Genomic DNA, 18,914 nt, shown 5'->3' on the forward strand with positions numbered 1-18,914 from the left:
ACACCATGAACCTCGTACGCAAAGCTGAAGATCGCGGTCACGCCTCGCACGGCTGGTTGAACAGCCATCACACTTTCTCGTTCGCCGAATACCACAACCCCAAGGAAATGGGCTGGAGCGATCTGCGTGTGATCAACGACGACACGGTGGCGCCCGGCCAGGGTTTCGGTGAACACGGCCACCGCGATATGGAGATCATTTCGTATGTGCTGGACGGCGCACTGGAACACAAGGATTCGATGGGCACGGGTTCGGTGATCCGCCCGGGCGACGTGCAGTTGATGAGCGCCGGCACCGGCGTGCGCCACAGCGAGTTCAACCATTCGCGCACCGACACGGTCAACTTCCTGCAGATCTGGATCCTGCCCAAGTTCAAGGGCGTGCGGCCCAACTATCAGGAACGCCAGTTCGACGCGACCGAAAAGCGTGGCCGCCTGCGTGTGGTGGTGTCGCCCGATGGTCGTGACGGATCCCTGACCGTGAACCAGGACGCCACGCTGTACGCCGGCCTGCTGGATGGCAGCGAACGTGTGGTGCAGGCCATCGATCCCAGCCGCAAGGGGTATGTGCATGTGGCGCGTGGCGCGCTCACGGTAAACGGGCAGGTGCTCAAGGCCGGCGATGCACTGAAGGTGTCCGACGAACGCGAAGTCGTGTTCGAAGGCGGCCAGGACGCCGAAGTCCTGTATTTCGATCTGGCGGCATGAAAGTCATCAGCTGATCGCGCGGGTCGGGGCAGCCGGGGGGCAGGAGTAGAATGCCCCTCGGCTGCTGCCGCCGGGTTCCGACCGCGCCAGCACGCGCGCAAGGAATCCCCGCGTCATGTCCTTCCTTTTCCATCTGATTGAGCAATATGGCCTGCTGATCGTGTTCGCGAACGTGTTCGTGGAACAGCTCGGCGCGCCCATTCCCGCCTATCCCACGCTGGTCATCACCGGCGCCATGCTGGGGCGCGGCGAGCTGTCGGCGCCGCTGCTGCTGGCGGTGGCGATCGGGTCGGCCCTGCTGGCAGACACCATCTGGTATGAAGCCGGCAAGCGGTATGGCGGACGCGTCATGTCGACCTTGTGCCGCATTTCGATTTCGCCTGACACCTGCGTGCGCCAGACCGCGTCCGTGTATGCGCGGTGGGGCGCCTGGTCCTTGCTGGTCGCCAAATTCATTCCGGGCTTTGCGTCCCTGGCCAGCGCGCTCGCCGGCATGGTCGGCACGCCGCGCCGCACCTTCATTCTGTTTGACGGATTGGGCGCCGCGCTTTGGGCCGGGTCGGCCATCGCGCTGGGTTCCATCTTCAGCAGCGGCATCGACGAACTGCTGATTGCCCTGGCCGAACTGGGCAAGTGGGGACTGCTGCTGGTGGCCGTGGTGTTCGCGGTCTTTATCGGCAAGAAGCTGTGGCAGCGGCACACGCTGCTGCGGTCGCTGCACATGGCGCGCGTGACCGTGGCGGAACTGAAGGAACTGCACGACCAGGGCCTGACACCCACGGTGCTGGACGTGCGCACGCCGCTGTTGCAGCAGCAAGGGCGCATTCCCGGCGCGATTGCCGTGCCGATCGAAGGCATGAAAGGCTTCGTGCTGGAAGGCCGGCCCGATGATGAAGTGATCGTGTATTGCGCCTGCCCGAACGAGATTTCGGCCGCGCAGCTGGCGTCGCAGCTGCGCCGGCAGGGCTTTCAGCGCGTGCGGCCGCTGACCGGCGGCATCGACGCCTGGATCGCCGCCGGGCACCCGGTGGAGAAATAAGGGTGGCGGGGCCGGGGAAGGGGGGCGACGCGCAGATCGGCTCGGCGGCCAAGGCGCACGCCGGGTCGCAGAGCGGGGCAGGCGCATTGGCAGGCGGCCACGCGGGCGGCCTTGCAGGTGGCCCTGCAGGCGGCCACCCGGGCGGCCTGCCAGGCGCCTTGCCAGTTGATCACGCCGCCGTGGATCGCCATCACATGGCGCGGGCGCTGGTGCTGGCCCGGCAGGCGTGGGACCGGGGCGAAGTGCCGGTGGGCGCCGTGCTGGTGGCTGCGGATGGCCGGGTGCTGGGTGAAGGATCCAACCGCCCGATCGGCAACAGCGACCCCACGGCCCATGCCGAGATCGTTGCCTTGCGCACCGCGTGCACCGCGGTCGGCAATTACCGGCTGCCCGGCGCCACTTTGTACGTGACGCTGGAACCGTGCGCGATGTGCATGGGCGCCATGCTGCATACCCGGCTGGCGCGCGTGGTGTTTGGCGCGCCGGATCCCAAGACAGGGGTGTGTGGCGGCACGATCGACCTGCCGGCGGTGGCGCAGCTGAATCACCAGACCGTGGTGGAAGGCGGCGTGCTGGCCGCGGAATGCGCGGACCTGCTGCGGGCCTTCTTCCGGGCAAGGCGGGATGCGGTAAAGGCAAGGAGACTGGCGGAACGGGAAGGGGCCGGGGCAGGGCCGCAGGTCGTGCCCGATGCGTTGACGGATGGCGAGGCGACTGACCCGGCTGCGTAAGGACGGATGGCGCCGACCCGGTCTTGCGTCGGCCGCGCGTTCGCGGGTGTCGGTCCCCGGCCGTTCACTGGCGCGCACCCCTTCGCGCGTTTGGCCGCGCCGGCGTTCCGGGCGACAATGCGGCTGCCTTTTTTGCTTTGGATTCCCCGTTCATGCCTGCCTGCCCGATCTGCGACGCCCCCGACGCCAACGCCGCTGCTGCGCCCACCCCGCGCCGCCGCGCGCCCGCCCGGCCCGGCATCTACCTGGTGTCGCCGTCGGGTGCGGTGCTGGATCCCGAGACCCTGGTGCGGGCCAAAACCCATTTGTCCGCCGAAGGCTTCAAGGTATCGATGGATCGAGGCGCGTCGTTGCGCCACGAACGATTCGCGGGCACCGATGCGCAGCGCCTGGCTGCCTTGCAGCGTGCCGCCACGCAAAAGTCGCAGTTCGTGATGGCGACCCGCGGCGGCTACGGCATGTCGCGGCTGCTGGACCGCATCGACTGGAAGGCCATGGCCGACAGCGGCAAGACCTTCATCGGCCACAGCGATTTCACTGCTTTTCAACTGGCCCTGCTCGCCAAGACCGGCGCAGTCAGCTATGCAGGCCCGATGGCCGTGTTCGACTTTGGCGGCAAGCGCGTCGACGACCTGACCGCGGCCCTGTTTGGCGAGACGCTGCGCGGCGAGCTGGAAGTGCTGAGCTTCGACAGCCCGGATGCAGACCCGGTCGATGCCCGCGGGGTACTGTGGGGCGGCAACCTGGCCATGCTGGTGTCCCTGATCGGCACGCCCTACCTGCCCAAGATCAAGGGCGGCGTGCTGTTCCTGGAAGACGTCAACGAACACCCCTATCGAGTCGAACGCATGCTGCTGCAACTGCACCAGGCGGGCGTGCTGGCCAAACAGAAAGCCATCGTGCTAGGCAGCTTTACCGACTACAAACTATCGCCGCTGGATGGCGGGTACGACATGGCGTCGGTCCATGCGTGGCTGCGCCGTGAAGTGAAGGTGCCGGTGGTAACGGATTTGCCGTTTGGCCACGTCAAGACCAAGGCGACGCTCCCGGTGGGCGAACGGGTCGGCATCGCGACCGAAGACGGCATGGCGCATCTGGTGTTCGAGGCGCATGAGCGGAATCATGCAGGTCATGATCATGACCACGGTGAGCATGACCATGACCATGACCATGATCACGACCACGGCCACGGCCACGACCACGACCATGCCTGACACCACTATCGCCCGCTAGTCCGCGGCCGCGGCCGCGGGCACATCTTGCCCGCGTTCCGCCAACGCCGTCACGCCCAGCCAGTCGGCCTCAGGTCCACCAGTAACGCACCACATTGAAAAAGATCGGGGCCGCAAAGCACACCGAATCCAGGCGGTCCAGCATGCCGCCGTGGCCTTCGATCATGTGGCCCCAGTCCTTCACGCCGCGATCGCGTTTGATCGCCGACATCACCAGCCCGCCAAAGAATCCCAGCAGATTCAGCAGCAGCGCGATCAGCCCGGACTGCCAGGGATTGAACGGCGTGATCCAGTACAACGCCGCGCCCAGCAAGGACGCAAGCGCCAGCCCGCCTACAAAGCCTTCCAGTGTCTTGGATGGCGACAGGTGCGGCGCGATCTTGCGTTTGCCGACCAGCTTGCCGCACACATACTGCAGCACGTCCGACGACTGCACCACGATCACCAGATAGGCGATCAGCAGCAGATTGCGGTCGGCGTAGCCAGGAATGTCCAGCGTCAGCAGGGCAGGCACATGGGAAATGCAGAACACCGCAATCATCAGGCCCCACTGCACCGTGGACGCGCGTTCCAGGAACCGGGTGGCATCGCCATGCAGGGTCGACAAAATCGGCAGCAGCAGAAACGTATAGACCGGAATGAAGATGGCGAACATGCCATACCAGTTCATGCCGATCAGGATGTACTGCAGCGGCAGCGCAAGATAGAACGCCGCCACCAGCGCCGGGTAATCGCCGCGCCGCGTGGGGGCCAGGGTGATGAATTCGCGTAGCGCATAGAACGACACCGCATAGAACAGCAAAATGACGGCCCAGCGCCCAAGCAGGAAGGCCAGGCCGATCACCAGCACCATCACCCACCAGGCATTGATCCGCGAGTTCAGGTTGTCGATGACCGAATGCGGTCCGGGGCCCGCGCGCCACTTCAGCAGGAAGCCGACGAGCGAGGCAAACGCCAGCACGGCGCCAATGCCGGCGAACAGCAGGAAGGTATGGTCGTGCATCAGATCGCCCATGGGGTTCTCGCGACGGGAAGCGAGGTGCAGAAGAGGGTGGTGCGAGGGCCAGGGCTGCAAGACAAAGTCGTCATCACACCTGCTCCGTCGACAGCGACAGCAAGGCACTGCGGGCGCGTTCCAGAAAATCTTCTTTGGATTCGCCCTCCGCCACGTGCAGCGGCGCGCCAAAACTCAAGGTGCACAGCAGCGGCAGGGGGATCACGCTACCCTTGGGCATCACCCGCTTCAGGTTAGAGATCCACACCGGAATCAGCTCCACTGCCGGCCGTTCCAGGCCCAGCCGATAGATGCCGCTCTTGAACGGCAGCAGGCCTTCTTCCATGTTGCGGGTACCCTCCGGAAACAGGATCAAGGAATCGCCTGCGTCCAGCGCGTCCAGCATCGGTTGCAACGGGTTGGCCGACGGGTCGCTGCGCTGGCGTTCAACCAGTACGCCATTAAAGACCTTGTGGATCAGATAGCGGCGGGTGGCGCTGGTGTGCCAATAGTCCGCGCCCGCCACGGGCCGGGTGCGAGCCCGCAACGCCGGCGGCAGCGACGACCACAACAACACGAAGTCGGCATGGCTGCTGTGATTGGCAAAGTAGATGCGCTGCACCGGCTGCGGCGCGCAGCCCAGCCACAAGGCACGCGCGCCAGTCAAGGCGCGAGCGCCGGCGGTGATGGCAAGAGCGGCAACGGGCGCAAACATGCTGGAGTCCTTCGGGGGGCGAGGGGGAATGCGGGGATCGGGATCGAACGGGCCGGCGGCGTGTGGGGGCGTGACAGGTGGGGGCGTGACAGGTGGGGGCGTGATACGTGGGGGCGTGTTGTCTGGCGTCGACGTCATGGCTGGGGCTGCCGCTATCAATACGCAGGAAACAGCCAGGGCATGGCCAGCAGGCTGCTGAGCGTCAACGCCACCTGGAATCCCACAATTGCCGCCTGGACGACCAGCAGACGCAAGGCCCCGTGGGTGCGCGGCGCCAGCGGCCGGCCAGCCAGGCGCGCAGGCATCAAGCCGGTGCCGACCAGCATGGCGTCCATGGCGGCCAGGCGGGTGGCAAGCCGCGCGCTGAGCGACGACGCGCTCGCCTGCCTGGTCTTCTCAAGGTCGCCGTCGCCAGAAGCCGCGTCGCCAGAAGCCCCGTCACCACAAGCCCCGTCACCAGAAGCCCCGTCACCACGCCGCTCGGCACCGCTGCGCGGGTCGCTTGCGTCGCCGTCGGCGTCCCCACGCCCCAGCGCATCAAACAGATCGGCGTCCAGCGCCACCCGCATCGCCCAGATCTTTTGCAGCACACCCACCAGCACCAGCAACGTCGCCAACGCGCTGCCCACCCGCGTGCCGAAGCCCATCGGCCATTGCAGCAGCCCCCAGGCCAGGGCGATGATCGTGATCGACGACGACAGATGATCCAGCTGCCGTCCGCGTCGCAGCACGCTGGCCAGGGTGAGCAGGCCGAGGTCAGACGGCATGGGGCGTTTCCGGTGGAAGAGGCGGTGGGAGGGGAGGTGAACAGAAAGGCGCAGCTGACGGCGCTGAGGTGTGCAGCCCGGCATCCTTGACGGCATCGAGCACCGCGCGGTGCGCCGCCGTCAACACGATCTGCGGGCGGGCACGCTGCAACTGCGCGATGGCATCGTCCACCGACGTGGCGCGGCCCGTCGACAACAGCCATGCCGCCACCGCCGTGGCGCTGCGTGAATAGCCCAGTGCACAGGCAACCAGCACCAGGCCACGCTGCCGCATCTGTTCGATGGCGTCCGCGGCCGCCTGGCAGGCCAGGACACTGGGGACGGTCAGGTCCATAACCGGGAAGGTGGCATACGCACGACCCGCAGGATCGGCACCGATTTCAGCCGTCATGTCGATCAGTCCGGCAAACATCGGAGCGTTCGACGTGGGCAGTGCATTGCGTGCCGCTGTGTTCGGGAGAAGGCCCGCAGATTCAGGGGTCGCTGCGTCACGGTTCGCTGCATCCCGATCCGTTGCATCTTCATGCGCTGCATCCCCATCCGTTGCGGGTTGATCCGTTGCGTATTGATCCGCCGCGTATTCATTCGCTGCGTATTCATGCGTTGCATCCCGATCCGTTGCGGATTGATTCGCTGCGTATTCAACTGCTGCGTAGGCGTCCGCTGCAACCCGATCCGTTGCGTATTCTTCCGACGCCCCGGCTTTCCACGCCCGTAATGGCCCCAGCCACACACCATCGGCCACTGCATCCGCGTGCGGATGCCGCCGCGTCCACCATGCCGCGTTGATCCGCGCCGCCAACAGGTACGGCGCGAACAGCCACCGCGCCGCCGGACTCAGGGTGCCATCGGCCCGCTTCTGGAATCCGGCCGGGCCGAGCCACGCGTAGTTCAACGCGACCAAACCCAGCGACAACGCAGGCCACGCCAACCACAGTGCCGTGCCGCCCAGGCAAGCCAGCACCGCAAACACCACCGCGCCCGCCAGATACCGCCACGCCAGTCGCCGCGCCTGGGCCGCAGCCCGAGGGGCATCGCCCGTAGCAAAAGGCGCCTCGCCAGCACCAAAAGGGGCCGCGCCCGCACCCAGAGCGGCCTTGCTCGCACCCAAACCTGCCTCGCCAGCAGCCTCAGGCCCATGACCCGACCGCAGCAAACTCCGGCCTTGATCCGCTGGCAAACCACGCCACCCGGGACCTGCTCGCAGAACCTTCGTCCCACGACCGCGCGCCAACGGACTCGGCCCCTGATCCGGCCACAGCCACACACACAGCCATCCGGCCAGCACACCAGTCGGCAGATCCACAAAATGATGCTGCCACGTTGTCAGCACCGACAGTCCGATCAACGCGAACCACCCATGCACCAGCAGCTTCCAGATGCCCCGCGAATGCGCCGCGAAGCACACCCACAGCACCACCAGCAGCGTGATGTGCAAGGACGGCGCCTGGTTGAAGGGCTTGTCGAAGCCCATCAACACGTCAAACATCCATCCGAACACGCCGTCTTGCGCGGGCCGGTCCACACTGAACCGCAGCGGAAACAGCAGGAAGCACGTCACCGCAATCGCCTGCGCGGTCAGCAGCCGGCGGCCATGGGTATCCAGTTCACGCTTGGTCGCGCACGCCAGCAAGGACAATCCGTAGAGCAAATCGATCGACCAATAGGGAACGATCGTCCACGGCCACAAGGGAATCAGATGTTCCCATCCAAACACGACGCTGCCCACCTCTGCACGCTGCGCGGTCGCCCACGTGGCAAAGCCATAGGTGCCAAAAAAAAGCGGCGCCAGCAGCAATAGCCACAGCACCGCTCGCTTCCAGAGCCCACGCGGGCGTTGCAGCAACGCGTCGGGCGCGCCTGCGCCTGCGGGCAGGGCGGTGGTCATCCGCCCACGCGCTGCGCCAGGCACACCGTAAAGATGCCCCATTCGTCGATCCGCTGTTCCACCTTCCGGAACCCTGCGGCTTCGACCAGCTGGTCCATTTCGTCCTGGCTGCGCCGGCGCATGACCCACGCCGTGCCGTCACGGTGGCTGGTCAGGGCGCGCGCGATCAGTTCCAGCTGCGGATGCCACGGTTGGCCGGTGTAGACCAGGTAGCCGCCGGGTTCGATGGCATCGGCCAGGCCCGCAAGCGATTGCGACACCATCCGGTTGTCGCCAAACAGTTCGTACAAGCCCGACACGATTCCCACGGTAGGGCGGGGATCGATGGCGGCCAGACTGGGCCGGTCGAACGCATCGGCACGCTCGAACCGGGCAATGTCGGCCAGGTCCCGTTCGTCGATCAGCGCGCGGCCATCGCGCACGTTGATGTCGCTGTAGTCCCGCAGCAGGATGGACTCGGGCAGCGGGCCGCGCGTGGTCAAGGCGTCCAGCACATAACGGCCGTGCCCCGCGGCGATATCGACGATCCGCACCGGCCGGTCTTGCGCGCGCAGCCGCGCCATGGCCAGCCGCAGCAGTTCTTCCACATGCAGCTTGCGTTGGCGGATACCGCGCCAGCCAATCGATTCCAGATAGTTCTTGTCCATCATCCGGCCGATCGGCGTCTTGCCGGCGGGCTGGTTGCGGTAGACATAATCCAGGGTGCTCCCCGAATCGAAGCCGGTATCGTGTCCCAGCTTGATGCCGGTGGACCAGTGCCGCCCAAAGCCCAGGCTGGCCCGGGTAAAGCGCCAGTACAGGCCGCGTAGAGAATTCGGCGGCAGCGGTGTCGCCAGGCTTTCCGCTTCGGCGCAGGACGGCCCGACCCGGTCTGCATTGAGCAGGCTCAATCGCTGCAGGGGCTGATCGAACTGCTGCTGAATGAAGCGGCGGGCGCGGCCGATCGGAATCGCGCGGTCCCGCTCGCCCAGCGTGTCGTGAAAGAAGCCGGGCAGGATGTGCAGTTCCTTGCGCGGATGGCTCAGGCGATCAAAGAAACGCTGCTGCGGCCCGCGGTGCACCACGAAGTCCGACCCCGACACCAGCACCTGGGTCGGCACCTGGATGGCCTGCGCATCGGCCACGACACGTTCGGCAGTCTCGTACAGTCCCAACAGCACGTTGACGGAGATCGCCTTGGTGATCAGCGGATCGCTGTCATACGACGCGATGCGCGCCGGGTCGTGGGTCAGGAACTTGGCCTTGACGTAGCTGTTCACAAAGAAGTTGCCGCGAAACCGGCGCATCAGCCGCAGTCCAGGCAGCGCGAACGGCACGTACAGCTTGACCTTGAATGCCGGTGACGCCAGCACCAGCGCCCGGATCTTGGGCGCGTAATCGTGCACCCAGGCGGCGGCCAGCACGGCGCCCACGCTTTGCGCGATCACCGCCATGTTGCCGATCGCGATGTCATGCGTGCGGCACAGGTGCTGCACAAAGGTATTGATGTCGCGCACGCTGGTGCCGACGCTGGGGCTGTCGCCGCGTTCACCGGGCGACTCGCCATGACCGCGTGCGTCCCACGCAAACACGTCGTAGCCGGGCAGATCGATCTCGTCCGCAATGTGCCCGATCCGGCCTGAATGCTCGTGGCCACGGTGGAACAGGATCAGGGCGCGGCGCGGCACGCCGGCGGTTTCAACCTGGGCGGGCCAATGGCGATAGAACAGGGTCTGCTGGTCGTGGGTCGTAAAGGTAAGGGACTGGCCGGCACGCATGCGACGTTCCTATTCGGTGGGAGTAAGGGCCGCCGCTTCGACAAGTCCGCGGTGCACCCGGTTGTAGATCGTGACCACCAGCAGGACAGCCACGACGATCAACAGCAGATTGAGCAGGAAGGCCGGCACGCCGATCGCCGCCGCCAGGCCCAGCACGCCAAAGCAGAAGGCGCGGTCGCTCTTGCCCATGGGGCCGTCGTAGCGCCGGGTCGCGCCGACCATCAGCCCGAGCACGCCCGCGTATTCGCTGATCGTGGCCAGCAGCACCACCAGGATCACCCAGCCGGTGGCCACGCCAAACAGCGCTGCAAAGGGCAGGTACAAGGCGGCATCGGCCACCACGTCGCACAGCTCGTTCAGATAGGCGCCCAGACGGGACTGCTGGCCGAATTCACGCGCCAGCATCCCGTCGATGGCGTTGAGCGCCATCCGGGCAAACATCCAGACGGGAACCAGAAGGAACAGCCAGGGGTGATTGGCCTGGAAGGCCAGGAACAGCCCCAACAGGACGGACACCACCGCGGCGAACACGGTGACCTGATTGGCCGTGACGCCCCGCGCGTGCAACTGGACGACACGCGGCCGGAGCAGGGCCTGGAAGCGCGGCTTGAGCTGATAGATGGAAATCATGTGGCCAGACTGTTGTTGTTGTGGATGGCGACAGGCCGATTATCACCCAAACCTATCTGCCTTTTGACTGGTGCGTATTGTCGCCGCAGTGTTTAACCTGCGGTTATCCGTGGCTCAGCCGGTTTGTAAGCAAATCTGCCTTGGGGACTGCCTGCGGGGCCCGCGAGGGGCCGCCGCTTCTGCAGGCAGTGTGCTGCGTACGGCGTCGTACGTCAGCTTTCTTCGTCGTGCGTGGGGCGAATCTCGTTCGCGTCGTCATCGTCCGGCTTGTGACGGGTCGGCACGTTCTTGCCTTCGCGGCGGTGACGGTACAGCGCGGCACGCGCCAGCATCATGGTGGTCACGGGAATGGTAAGCGTCAGGAACACCCAGGCCAGCACTTCATGAAGGACCGGCCGTTCTTCCTGCAGGCTGAAAGCGATGATGGACGCGAGCAGGATCGTGCCGAGGCCCAGCGAGCTTCCCATGGTCGGGCCGTGCATGCGCTGATAGAAGTTGCGAAAGCGCCAGAGGCCCAGGGTGCCGATCAGCGTCACCACCCCTGAAATCACCAGCAGCAGCGAGACGATGATTTCCGCCCAGAAGGGCAGTTGATGCGCCACCGTCATTCGATCACCTCGCCGCGAAGCAGGAATTTGGCCATGGCCACCGAACTGACAAAGCCCAGCAGCGCGATGAACAGGGCAGCCTCGAAATACAGGGTGTTGGCAAAACGGATGCTCAGCACCAGCAGCAACAGCATGGCGTTGATGTAGAGCGTATCGAGGGCGAGCACGCGATCTTGCGCCGCCGGGCCGCGCAGCACGCGCAGCATGGCCAAAAGCATCGCGATGCAGAAGCAGGCCGACGCGAACAGGGTCGCGATGGAAAGAAGCGACATTATTCAAAAATCTCCATCAGCGGTTTTTCGTAGCGGTCCTTGATGGTCCGGATCGACGTTGTTTCGTCGGTCAGGTCCAGCACGTGCACGGTCAGGATGTCCCCATCTTCCGAAAACTCGCTCCACACCGTGCCGGGCACCGCGGTCAGGATCACGGCCAGCGTGGACAGGCCGTAGGGGTCCCGCAGGTCCAGCGGCACCTTGATGAAGCCCGAGTTGTCGCGGGCTTTCTTGCTGCCCAGGACGATGCGCGCCACGGCGATGTTGGACAGGAGGCTGTCCCAGGTCACGATCAGGAACAGCTTGATGATCACGCCGGGCCGCTTCACCCGCGCCTTGGTGGGCCGCAGCGACGACGTCAGCAGCGGCAGCGCAATCGCCAGCACGGCGCCGAGCACGATGTGGCCGAACGCAATCGTCTGGTTCAGCAGCAGCCACATGATCAGAAGCAAGGCCGACATGAAAGGCCAGGGAAGGATGCGCGCGATCATGGACGGGCCTCCAGGGTGACCTTGCTTGGAGCTTGCGTGGCCGACTCGGTCAGTTGCCGGGCCGACAGCACGCTGCGGATGTAGTCGTCGGGGGCGTGCAGCGCCGCCGCGGTCGCATCCATATAGCGCATGACGGGCTCCGCGCGCAGTGTGATGATCACGCACAAGACCAGCAGCGCGGCGATCGGGAAGGTCTCGATCACCCGCAACCGCGGCACGGCGCGGCCCGACGGCGCCCAGAACACGCGGATGCCGGTGCGGGTCAGCGCGATCACCCCGGTCAGGCCCGTGCCGATCAGCAGGGCCAGCATCACCCACGCCGTCATGGTGATCTCGACGGACGAATCCGGTGTCAGCCCCGTGGGGTTCAACACGTCGGTCAGCAAGGAGAACTTGGCGATGAAGCCCGACAGCGGCGGCATGCCGGTCAGCAGCAGCGTGCAGGCAATGAAACTGAGCCCCAGAAAAGCCATGGCGGCCGGAATCGCAACGCCCACGTTGGTGTGGTCGTTGTCGTCGTTGTCGGTCGGCAGGTCCAGCCCGAACGCTTCGCGGGTGATCGCCAGCAGGTCGGAACTGAAGGTGCGGCTGCGTTCGACCAGTTCCATCAGCAGGAAGAAGGCGCCCAGGGCCAGCGTGGAGCTGAGCAGGTAGAACAACGCGCTGCCCGTGACCCCCACGCGCCCAAAGCCGATCGAAGCCAGCAAGGTGCCCGACGAGATGATCACGCTGTAGCCCGCGACCCGGCCCAGGTTCTGCGCGGCCAGCATGCCGATGCCACCGAAGCCCAGCGTGACCAGGCCCGTGTACAGCAGCCAGTCATGCCCGAAGCCGGCCGAGTCGCCCGCGTTGTCGCCGAACAGCAGCAGCGACAGGCGCAGCAGCACATAGATGCCGACCTTGGTCATCATCGAGAACACCGCCGCGACCGGCGGGCTGGCCGCCGCGTAGGACGGCGGCAGCCAGAAGTTCATGGGCCAGGCGCCGCCCTTGATCAGGAAGGCCACGCCCAGAATCGCCGCGCCCACTTCGAGCAGGCTGCGGTCTGTGGCGGCGACCTGGCCGATGCGCAGGGCCACGTCGGCCATGTTCAGCGACCCGGTAATGCCATAGATGATGCTGACGCCAATCAGGAACAGCATCGACCCGGTCAGGTTGATGGCAATGTAATGCAGGCCGGCCTTGACACGGTCCGGCCCCGACCCGTGCAGCAGCAGGCCGTACGACGCCGCCAGCAGCACTTCAAAGAACACGAACAGGTTGAACAGGTCGGCGGTCAGGAATGCGCCATTCAGCCCCATCAGCTGGAACTGGAACAGCGAATGGAAATGCACGCCAGCCCGCTGCCAGCGCGCCACCGAAAACATCAGCGAGGCCAGGCCCAGCACCGACGTGATCAGCAGCATCAGCGCCGACAGGCGGTCCGCCGCCAGGGCGATCCCGAACGGCGCCTGCCAGTTGGCGGGCAGGTAGACCGCAACCGACACCGGCACGCCGTTGTCGGCCTGCCGGAGCAGGGCAATCGCAATGGCCAGCATGGCCAGGGTGGACAGGCCGTTCAGCGACGCCTTGAACCAGGTGCGGCGTTCGCCCAGCAGCAGCATGAACGCGCCCACCGCCATGGGCAGGACGATAGGCAGGACGATCAGGTGGTCCATCAGGAAGCCCATCATTCGACCTCCCGGCCATCGACGTGGTCAGTGCCGGTCAGGCCGCGTGACGCCAGCAGGACGACCAGAAACAGGGCCGTCATGGCAAAACCGATGACGATGGCAGTCAGGACGAGCGCCTGGGGCAGGGGGTCTGCGTAATGCTCCAGGGACAAGGGGCGATCGCCTCCGATGATGGGCAGTTGATTGATCGACAGCCGGCCCATCGAAAAGATGAACAGGTTGACGGCATAGGAAATCAGCGACAGGCCCATGATGACCTGGAAGGTACGGGGCCGCAGCAGCAGCCACACGCCCGATGCGCCCAGGACCCCGATCGCGATACTGATGACGAGTTCCATCAACGGCTCCCTTCGGCGGCTGCCGTGTGCTGGATCGCGCGATGGCTACGGATCGATTGGTGGGCCAGCGCGGTCAGGATCAGCAGCGTGGCGCCGACCACAAGCGTGAACACGCCCAGGTCGAACAGGAAAGCACTGGGCAGCGGCACTTCACCCACCAGGGGCAGGATCGGGTGCGCCGAATGGGACGTAAGGAAGGGATAGCCGAACATCCAGGCGCCCGCGCCCGTGATGACGGCAAACAGCAGGCCCAGCCCGATCCAGCGTTGCGGGTTCAGTTTCAGGTGGCTTTCGACCCAGGTCGTGCCGCCCATCATGTATTGCAGGATCAGGCCGACCGACATGACCAGGCCCGCCACAAAGCCGCCGCCCGGCAGGTTGTGGCCGCGGTTGAACAGATAGATCGCGAACATGGCGATTACCGGCAGCAGCGCACGCACCATCACGCCGGGCACCACCAGGTAGGCGGATGCGGCGTCGTGGCCCGGGCCCGCCGTGGGCGACCGTTTGCCCTGGTCGACCTGCTGATGCGGCAGGGCGATGCTTTCCGGCGCCGGCCGGAAGCGCCGCAGCAGCGCATACACGGTCAATGCCACGATGCCCAGCACCGTGATTTCGCCCAGCGTATCGAAGCCACGGAAGTCCACCAGCAACACGTTGACGACGTTGCCGCCGCCCCCGCCAGGCAAGGAATTGTCCAGGAAGAACTTGGCGATCGAATCCGGGTACGGACGCGTCAGCATCGCGTAGGCCAACAGCGCCATGCCGCCGCCCGCCGCCACGGCGATCGCAAAGTCGCGCACCCGGTGGAACCAGGCGCCCATGGGGGTGCGGATGCCCAGTTCCTTCGGTTCTTTCCGGCGGGGCAGCCAGCGCAGGCCCAGCAGGATCAGGATGGTCGTGACCACTTCAACCGCCAGCTGGGTCAGCGCCAGATCGGGCGCGGACAGCCATGCGAAGGTCACGCAGGTGACCAGTCCGGCCCCGCTGAGCAGCGTCAGGGCCGCCAGCCGGTGATACTTGGCCTGGTAAGCCGCGCCGACCGCGCACACGATGCCGATGATCCACATGAGCGCGAACAACGGATCGACGGCCGACGGCGCGACAGGGCCACGCAGGTCGCCCGTGCCGTACAGCGCCACGGTGCCTACCAGCAAGGCCATGCACACGATGCACAGCAGCTGCGTTTGCAGGCCGCGCGTGCCCGGGCCGCCGGTCAGCCGCTCGGCAAACGCCGTCGACAGCGCCATGACACGGTCAAAACTGCGCTTGCCGCTCAGGCGGTACAGCAGGGGCAGGCGTTCCACGGTGCTCAGGCGCAGGGTCTTTTGCAGCGTCATGTAGAGCAGGGCGCCGCCGCCCAGCGCAACAAAGCTCATGACCAGCGGCAGGTTGAACCCGTGCCATATCGCCAGGCTGTAATGGGGCACTTCGTCCCCCAGTACGGCGCGCGCGGCAGTCGCCAGGAAAGGGGCGATGGTATAGCTCGGGATGATGCCAACCAGCAGGCAGGCAAACGCCAGCAGTTCGGCCGGAAAGCGCATCCAGCGGGGCGGCTCGTGTGGCGTGCGTGGCAGATCCTTGGGCGGGGGACCGAAAAAGACGTCATGCATGAAGCGCAGGGAATACGCCACGCTGAACGCGCCGGCCACTGTCGCCGCGATCGGCAGCGCGTACTTCATGCCGATGGCGTCGCCCACCACCACGGCTTCGGTAAAGAACATTTCTTTCGAGATGAAGCCGTTCAGCAGGGGCACGCCCGCCATGGCCGCGCTGGCCACCATGGCCAGCGTTGCCGTGACCGGCATCAGGCGGTACAGGCCGCTGAGCTTGCGGATGTCGCGCGTGCCGCTTTCATGGTCGATGATCCCCGCCGCCATGAACAGCGACGCCTTGAAGGTCGCGTGGTTCATGATGTGGAAGATCGCCGCCACCGTGGCCAGCGGACTGCCCAGGCCCAGCAGCAGCGTGATCAGGCCCAGGTGGCTGATCGTGGAATACGCCAGCAGGCCTTTCAGGTCCTGCTGGAAGATGGCGGCGTACGCACCCAGCAGTAGCGTGCACAGACCCGCGCCGCCGATAATCCAGAACCATTCATCGGTGCCCGCCAGCACCGGCCAGAGCCGGACCAGGATAAACACGCCGGCCTTCACCATCGTCGCCGAATGCAGGTAGGCCGACACCGGGGTGGGCGCGGCCATGGCGTGCGGCAGCCAGAAATGGAAAGGAAACTGCGCGCTTTTGGTCAGCGCGCCAACCGCGATCAGGGCCAGCGCAACGGTGTACGAGGGATGCGAGCGGATCAGGTCGCCCGACGCCAGCACCACGTCCAGGTCGTAGCTGCCGACCACGTGGCCCAGCACCAGAATGCCCGCGAACAGGCACAGGCCGCCCGCCGCCGTGACCGTCAGCGCCATGCGCGCGCCCCGTCTGGCGTCCGCGCGGTGGTGCCAATACCCGATCAGCAGGAAGGACACCAGGCTGGTCAGTTCCCAGAACAGCGCCAGCTGGATCAGGTTGCCCGACAGCACGATGCCGAGCATGGACCCCATGAAGGCCAGGAAAAAGGAAAAGAAGCGCGGCACCGGGTCTTCGGGCGACATGTAGTAGCGCGCATACAGCACCACCAGCAGGCCGATCGCCAGGATCATCAGACAGAAGACCCACGCCAGGCCGTCCATCCGCAGCGAGAAGTTCAGGCCAAGGGTAGGGAGCCATTCGGCTTCATAGCGGACGATGCCGCCGTAAGAGACGTCGGGGTAGAACATCGCCACCTGGATGGTGCCGATCAAAGCGATCAAGCCGGCAAGCCAGGCTTCCCGATTGCGGGCATTGGCGGGCAGAAGGCCCGCCAGAACACTGCCGATGAAGGGAAGGATGACAAGGGTCAATAGCGACATGTAGCGTGCTTCGCTCTTTGTAATTGTGAATTGACGGAAGTGCGGCGAGCCCGCCGCGCGTCGCCCGCACGGGCCCGACGCAGCACCGTGCTCGTCGCGCGGGGAAGCGGCGGCGAGGGACGGGCGTATGGGGCAGACACGAAGGCAAGCACGACACGGCGGAGCGCGGGCGGCACCCGGAGCGCGGCCTCCGGGGTACTGCCACTGCCCAATGGTAACAAACCCGTGTGTCATTCTTGCCGGGCGGCGCAAGAAAATGTGACAAAAACAGCCTGGTCTTCTGCGCGCAACACGCACGGATCCGCCGCTACTTGATTCAATCTTCTGACAAGTTGTCGCGAAAACGCTTCGCCAACGCGAATTGATCCGACGCGGCGCCGGCCTTGCCTATCCTCGCGTGCCAAGCCTTGATACACTACCGGGTTGATCGATCGCCGCACGCCGCGCCATCGCGCGCCTTGCACCGGCACCCCCTTCTGATCACACACCGTCCTCCAGCGAGTCCATACCAGCCGTGATTTCTACCGCTAACCTAACCATCCAGTTCGGTCCCAAACCCCTGTTCGAAAACGTCTCGGTCAAATTCGGCGAAGGCAACCGATACGGCCTGATCGGCGCGAACGGCAGCGGCAAATCGACGCTGATGAAAATCATCGGCGGCGACCTGGAGCCGACCGCGGGCAACGTGGCGCTGGAACCGAACACGCGTCTGGGCAAGCTGCGCCAGGACCAGTTTGCGTTCGAAGACATCCGCGTGCTGGACGTCGTGCTGATGGGCCACGAAGAAATGTGGCAGGCCATGACCGAGCGCGACGCCATCTACGCCAATCCGGATGCGACCGACGACGACTACATGCACGCGGCCGAACTGGAAGCCAAGTTCGCCGAATATGACGGCTACACCGCCGAAGCGCGTGCGGGCGAACTGCTGCTGGGCCTCGAAATCCCGGTCGAACAGCACCAGCTGCCCATGCGCGAAATCGCGCCGGGCTGGAAGCTGCGGATCCTTCTGGCTCAGGCGCTGTTTTCGAGCCCCGACGTCCTGCTGCTGGACGAGCCGACCAACAACCTGGACATCAACACGATCCGCTGGGTTGAAAACGTGCTGAACGGCTATCAGTCGACGATGATCATCATCAGTCACGATCGCCACTTCCTGAACCAGGTCTGCACCCACATGGCCGACCTGGACTACCGCGAAGTCCGCATCTATCCGGGCAACTACGACGACTACATGCTTGCGTCGACCCAGGCGCGCGAGCGCATCAGCGCCAGCAACAACAAGGCCAAGGAACGCATTTCCGACCTGCAGGACTTCGTGCGCCGCTTCTCGGCCAACAAGTCCAAGGCCCGCCAGGCCACGTCGCGCCTGAAGATGATCGACAAGATCAAGTCCGAAGCCGTCGAGGTCAAGCCGTCGTCGCGCCAGAACCCGTTCATCCGGTTCGAACCGCTCAAGATCATGCACCGCCAGGCCGTCGAGATCGAAAACCTGCGCAAGTCCTATGACGACAAGGTCGTCATCAAGCCGTTCTCGGCGATGGTCGAAGCAGGCGAAAAGATCGCCATCATCGGCGCGAACGGCGTGGGCAAGACGACCCTGCTGCGCATGCTGGCCGGCGACCTGGAACCCAGCGGCGGCCGCCTGAAATGGTCCGACAACGCCAACCTGGGCTACATGGCCCAGGACGTGTCCGACCAGTTCCAGACCGACGACAACCTGTTCGACTGGATGGGCCGCTGGCGCCTGGGTGGTGAAGACGACCAGACCCTGCGTTCGATCCTGGGCCGCCTGCTGTTTTCCAGCGACGACATCGTCAAGACCGTGCCGGTGCTGTCAGGCGGCGAAAAGAACCGCATGATGTTCGGCAAGTTGATGCTGACCAAGAACAACGTGCTGCTGATGGACGAACCGACCAACCACCTGGACATGGAATCGATCGAATCGCTCCAGTTCGCACTTGAGAAATTCCAGGGCACGCTGCTGTTCGTGTCGCATGACCGCGAGTTCGTGTCCGGCCTGGCCACTCGCGTGATCGAAATCCTGCCATCGGGCGAGATCGTCGACTACCACGGTCCGTACGAGGAATACCTGGCGGAACGCGGCATCGAGGATTGAAGCTGGCGTATGGTGTAATGCCGGGCCCCGCGCTCAACCGATCACACAAGGTG

Annotated in this window: 17 protein-coding genes; 5 read left to right on the forward strand and 12 right to left on the reverse strand. The window is 65.3% G+C overall.

The features are described from left to right. Positions 1–5: 5 nt before the first annotated feature. The 4 genes from HD883_RS04130 to HD883_RS04145 all read left to right on the forward strand — a co-directional run bounded on the left by HD883_RS04130 (position 6) and on the right by HD883_RS04145 (position 3,691). Complete coding sequence (locus HD883_RS04130; protein WP_179587695.1) at positions 6–707, forward strand: pirin family protein; 702 nt, start codon at positions 6–8, stop codon at positions 705–707. A gap of 115 nt (positions 708–822) precedes the next feature. Continuing rightward, positions 823–1,746 (forward strand): rhodanese-like domain-containing protein, encoded by a 924-nt coding sequence (locus tag HD883_RS04135; RefSeq protein ID WP_179587694.1) that lies wholly within the window; start codon positions 823–825, stop codon positions 1,744–1,746. A 146-nt stretch (positions 1,747–1,892) separates the two neighbouring features. Then, the gene (gene tadA, locus HD883_RS04140) at positions 1,893–2,477 is read left to right on the forward strand and encodes a tRNA adenosine(34) deaminase TadA (protein ID WP_373563419.1); all 585 of its coding nucleotides are present in this window, start codon (positions 1,893–1,895) and stop codon (positions 2,475–2,477) included. Between the two features lie 152 nt (positions 2,478–2,629). Further along, the gene (locus HD883_RS04145) at positions 2,630–3,691 is read left to right on the forward strand and encodes an LD-carboxypeptidase (protein ID WP_179587693.1); all 1,062 of its coding nucleotides are present in this window, start codon (positions 2,630–2,632) and stop codon (positions 3,689–3,691) included. Positions 3,692–3,779: 88 nt separating this feature from the next. Here the strand turns inward: HD883_RS04145 and HD883_RS04150 are convergent, their stop codons facing one another. From HD883_RS04150 to HD883_RS04210, 12 genes are all read right to left on the reverse strand, one after another. Beyond that, positions 3,780–4,724: a phosphatidate cytidylyltransferase gene (locus HD883_RS04150; RefSeq protein ID WP_257021990.1), complete on the reverse strand. Its 945-nt coding sequence runs from the start codon at positions 4,722–4,724 to the stop codon at positions 3,780–3,782. Positions 4,725–4,797: 73 nt separating this feature from the next. Continuing rightward, positions 4,798–5,418, reverse strand: coding sequence for a lysophospholipid acyltransferase family protein (locus tag HD883_RS04155; RefSeq protein WP_179587692.1), 621 nt, complete (start codon positions 5,416–5,418; stop codon positions 4,798–4,800). Positions 5,419–5,573: 155 nt separating this feature from the next. Then, complete coding sequence (locus HD883_RS04160; protein WP_179587691.1) at positions 5,574–6,185, reverse strand: hypothetical protein; 612 nt, start codon at positions 6,183–6,185, stop codon at positions 5,574–5,576. After that, positions 6,175–8,073, reverse strand: coding sequence for a dual specificity protein phosphatase family protein (locus HD883_RS27455; RefSeq protein WP_218863249.1), 1,899 nt, complete (start codon positions 8,071–8,073; stop codon positions 6,175–6,177). Before HD883_RS27455 ends, HD883_RS04160 begins: the two co-directional genes overlap by 11 nt. Then, positions 8,070–9,830: a bifunctional alpha/beta hydrolase/class I SAM-dependent methyltransferase gene (locus HD883_RS04175; protein WP_179587690.1), complete on the reverse strand. Its 1,761-nt coding sequence runs from the start codon at positions 9,828–9,830 to the stop codon at positions 8,070–8,072. The genes HD883_RS27455 and HD883_RS04175 overlap by 4 nt, the downstream gene beginning before the upstream one ends. A 9-nt stretch (positions 9,831–9,839) precedes the next feature. Next, complete coding sequence (locus HD883_RS04180; protein ID WP_444964356.1) at positions 9,840–10,457, reverse strand: CDP-alcohol phosphatidyltransferase family protein; 618 nt, start codon at positions 10,455–10,457, stop codon at positions 9,840–9,842. 215 nt (positions 10,458–10,672) lie between these two features. After that, positions 10,673–11,068 (reverse strand): monovalent cation/H(+) antiporter subunit G, encoded by a 396-nt coding sequence (mnhG, locus tag HD883_RS04185; RefSeq protein WP_179587688.1) that lies wholly within the window; start codon positions 11,066–11,068, stop codon positions 10,673–10,675. After that, a complete protein-coding gene (locus HD883_RS04190) occupies positions 11,065–11,343 on the reverse strand; it encodes a K+/H+ antiporter subunit F (protein WP_373563420.1) in 279 nt (92 codons plus the stop codon). Before HD883_RS04190 ends, mnhG begins: the two co-directional genes overlap by 4 nt. Beyond that, the gene (locus tag HD883_RS04195; protein WP_218863247.1) at positions 11,340–11,831 is read right to left on the reverse strand and encodes a Na+/H+ antiporter subunit E; all 492 of its coding nucleotides are present in this window, start codon (positions 11,829–11,831) and stop codon (positions 11,340–11,342) included. The genes HD883_RS04190 and HD883_RS04195 overlap by 4 nt, the downstream gene beginning before the upstream one ends. Then, positions 11,828–13,501 carry a monovalent cation/H+ antiporter subunit D gene (locus HD883_RS04200; RefSeq protein ID WP_218863481.1) on the reverse strand — a complete coding sequence of 558 codons (1,674 nt, stop codon included), beginning with the start codon at positions 13,499–13,501 and terminating at the stop codon, positions 11,828–11,830. The genes HD883_RS04195 and HD883_RS04200 overlap by 4 nt, the downstream gene beginning before the upstream one ends. Then, positions 13,501–13,842 (reverse strand): Na+/H+ antiporter subunit C, encoded by a 342-nt coding sequence (locus HD883_RS04205; protein WP_179587686.1) that lies wholly within the window; start codon positions 13,840–13,842, stop codon positions 13,501–13,503. The genes HD883_RS04200 and HD883_RS04205 overlap by 1 nt, the downstream gene beginning before the upstream one ends. After that, positions 13,842–16,742, reverse strand: coding sequence for a monovalent cation/H+ antiporter subunit A (locus HD883_RS04210; protein ID WP_179587685.1), 2,901 nt, complete (start codon positions 16,740–16,742; stop codon positions 13,842–13,844). Before HD883_RS04210 ends, HD883_RS04205 begins: the two co-directional genes overlap by 1 nt. A gap of 514 nt (positions 16,743–17,256) precedes the next feature. On the opposite strand from HD883_RS04210, the gene HD883_RS04215 reads away from it, so the two are divergent. Continuing rightward, positions 17,257–18,861, forward strand: coding sequence for an ABC-F family ATPase (locus HD883_RS04215; RefSeq protein WP_179587684.1), 1,605 nt, complete (start codon positions 17,257–17,259; stop codon positions 18,859–18,861). Positions 18,862–18,914 lie beyond the last annotated feature (53 nt).

The sequence above is a fragment of the Pigmentiphaga litoralis genome (assembly GCF_013408655.1).
Classification (GTDB): Bacteria; Pseudomonadota; Gammaproteobacteria; order Burkholderiales; family Burkholderiaceae_B; genus Pigmentiphaga; species Pigmentiphaga litoralis_A.

Bases quoted from the DNA above. Each gene is read 5' to 3' on its own strand.
- HD883_RS04135 (WP_179587694.1), top strand. From the start codon at position 823: ATGTCCTTCCTTTTCCATCTGATTGAGCAATATGGCCTGCTGATCGTG.
- HD883_RS04145 (WP_179587693.1), top strand. From the start codon at position 2,630: ATGCCTGCCTGCCCGATCTGCGACGCCCCCGACGCCAACGCCGCTGCT.
- HD883_RS04155 (WP_179587692.1), bottom strand. From the start codon at position 5,418: ATGTTTGCGCCCGTTGCCGCTCTTGCCATCACCGCCGGCGCTCGCGCC.
- mnhG (WP_179587688.1), bottom strand. From the start codon at position 11,068: ATGACGGTGGCGCATCAACTGCCCTTCTGGGCGGAAATCATCGTCTCG.
- HD883_RS04175 (WP_179587690.1), bottom strand. From the start codon at position 9,830: ATGCGTGCCGGCCAGTCCCTTACCTTTACGACCCACGACCAGCAGACC.
- HD883_RS04200 (WP_218863481.1), bottom strand. From the start codon at position 13,501: ATGGGCTTCCTGATGGACCACCTGATCGTCCTGCCTATCGTCCTGCCC.
- HD883_RS04195 (WP_218863247.1), bottom strand. From the start codon at position 11,831: ATGATCGCGCGCATCCTTCCCTGGCCTTTCATGTCGGCCTTGCTTCTG.
- HD883_RS04150 (WP_257021990.1), bottom strand. From the start codon at position 4,724: ATGGGCGATCTGATGCACGACCATACCTTCCTGCTGTTCGCCGGCATT.
- HD883_RS27455 (WP_218863249.1), bottom strand. From the start codon at position 8,073: ATGACCACCGCCCTGCCCGCAGGCGCAGGCGCGCCCGACGCGTTGCTG.
- HD883_RS04210 (WP_179587685.1), bottom strand. From the start codon at position 16,742: ATGTCGCTATTGACCCTTGTCATCCTTCCCTTCATCGGCAGTGTTCTG.
- HD883_RS04205 (WP_179587686.1), bottom strand. From the start codon at position 13,842: ATGGAACTCGTCATCAGTATCGCGATCGGGGTCCTGGGCGCATCGGGC.
- HD883_RS04130 (WP_179587695.1), top strand. From the start codon at position 6: ATGAACCTCGTACGCAAAGCTGAAGATCGCGGTCACGCCTCGCACGGC.
- HD883_RS04160 (WP_179587691.1), bottom strand. From the start codon at position 6,185: ATGCCGTCTGACCTCGGCCTGCTCACCCTGGCCAGCGTGCTGCGACGC.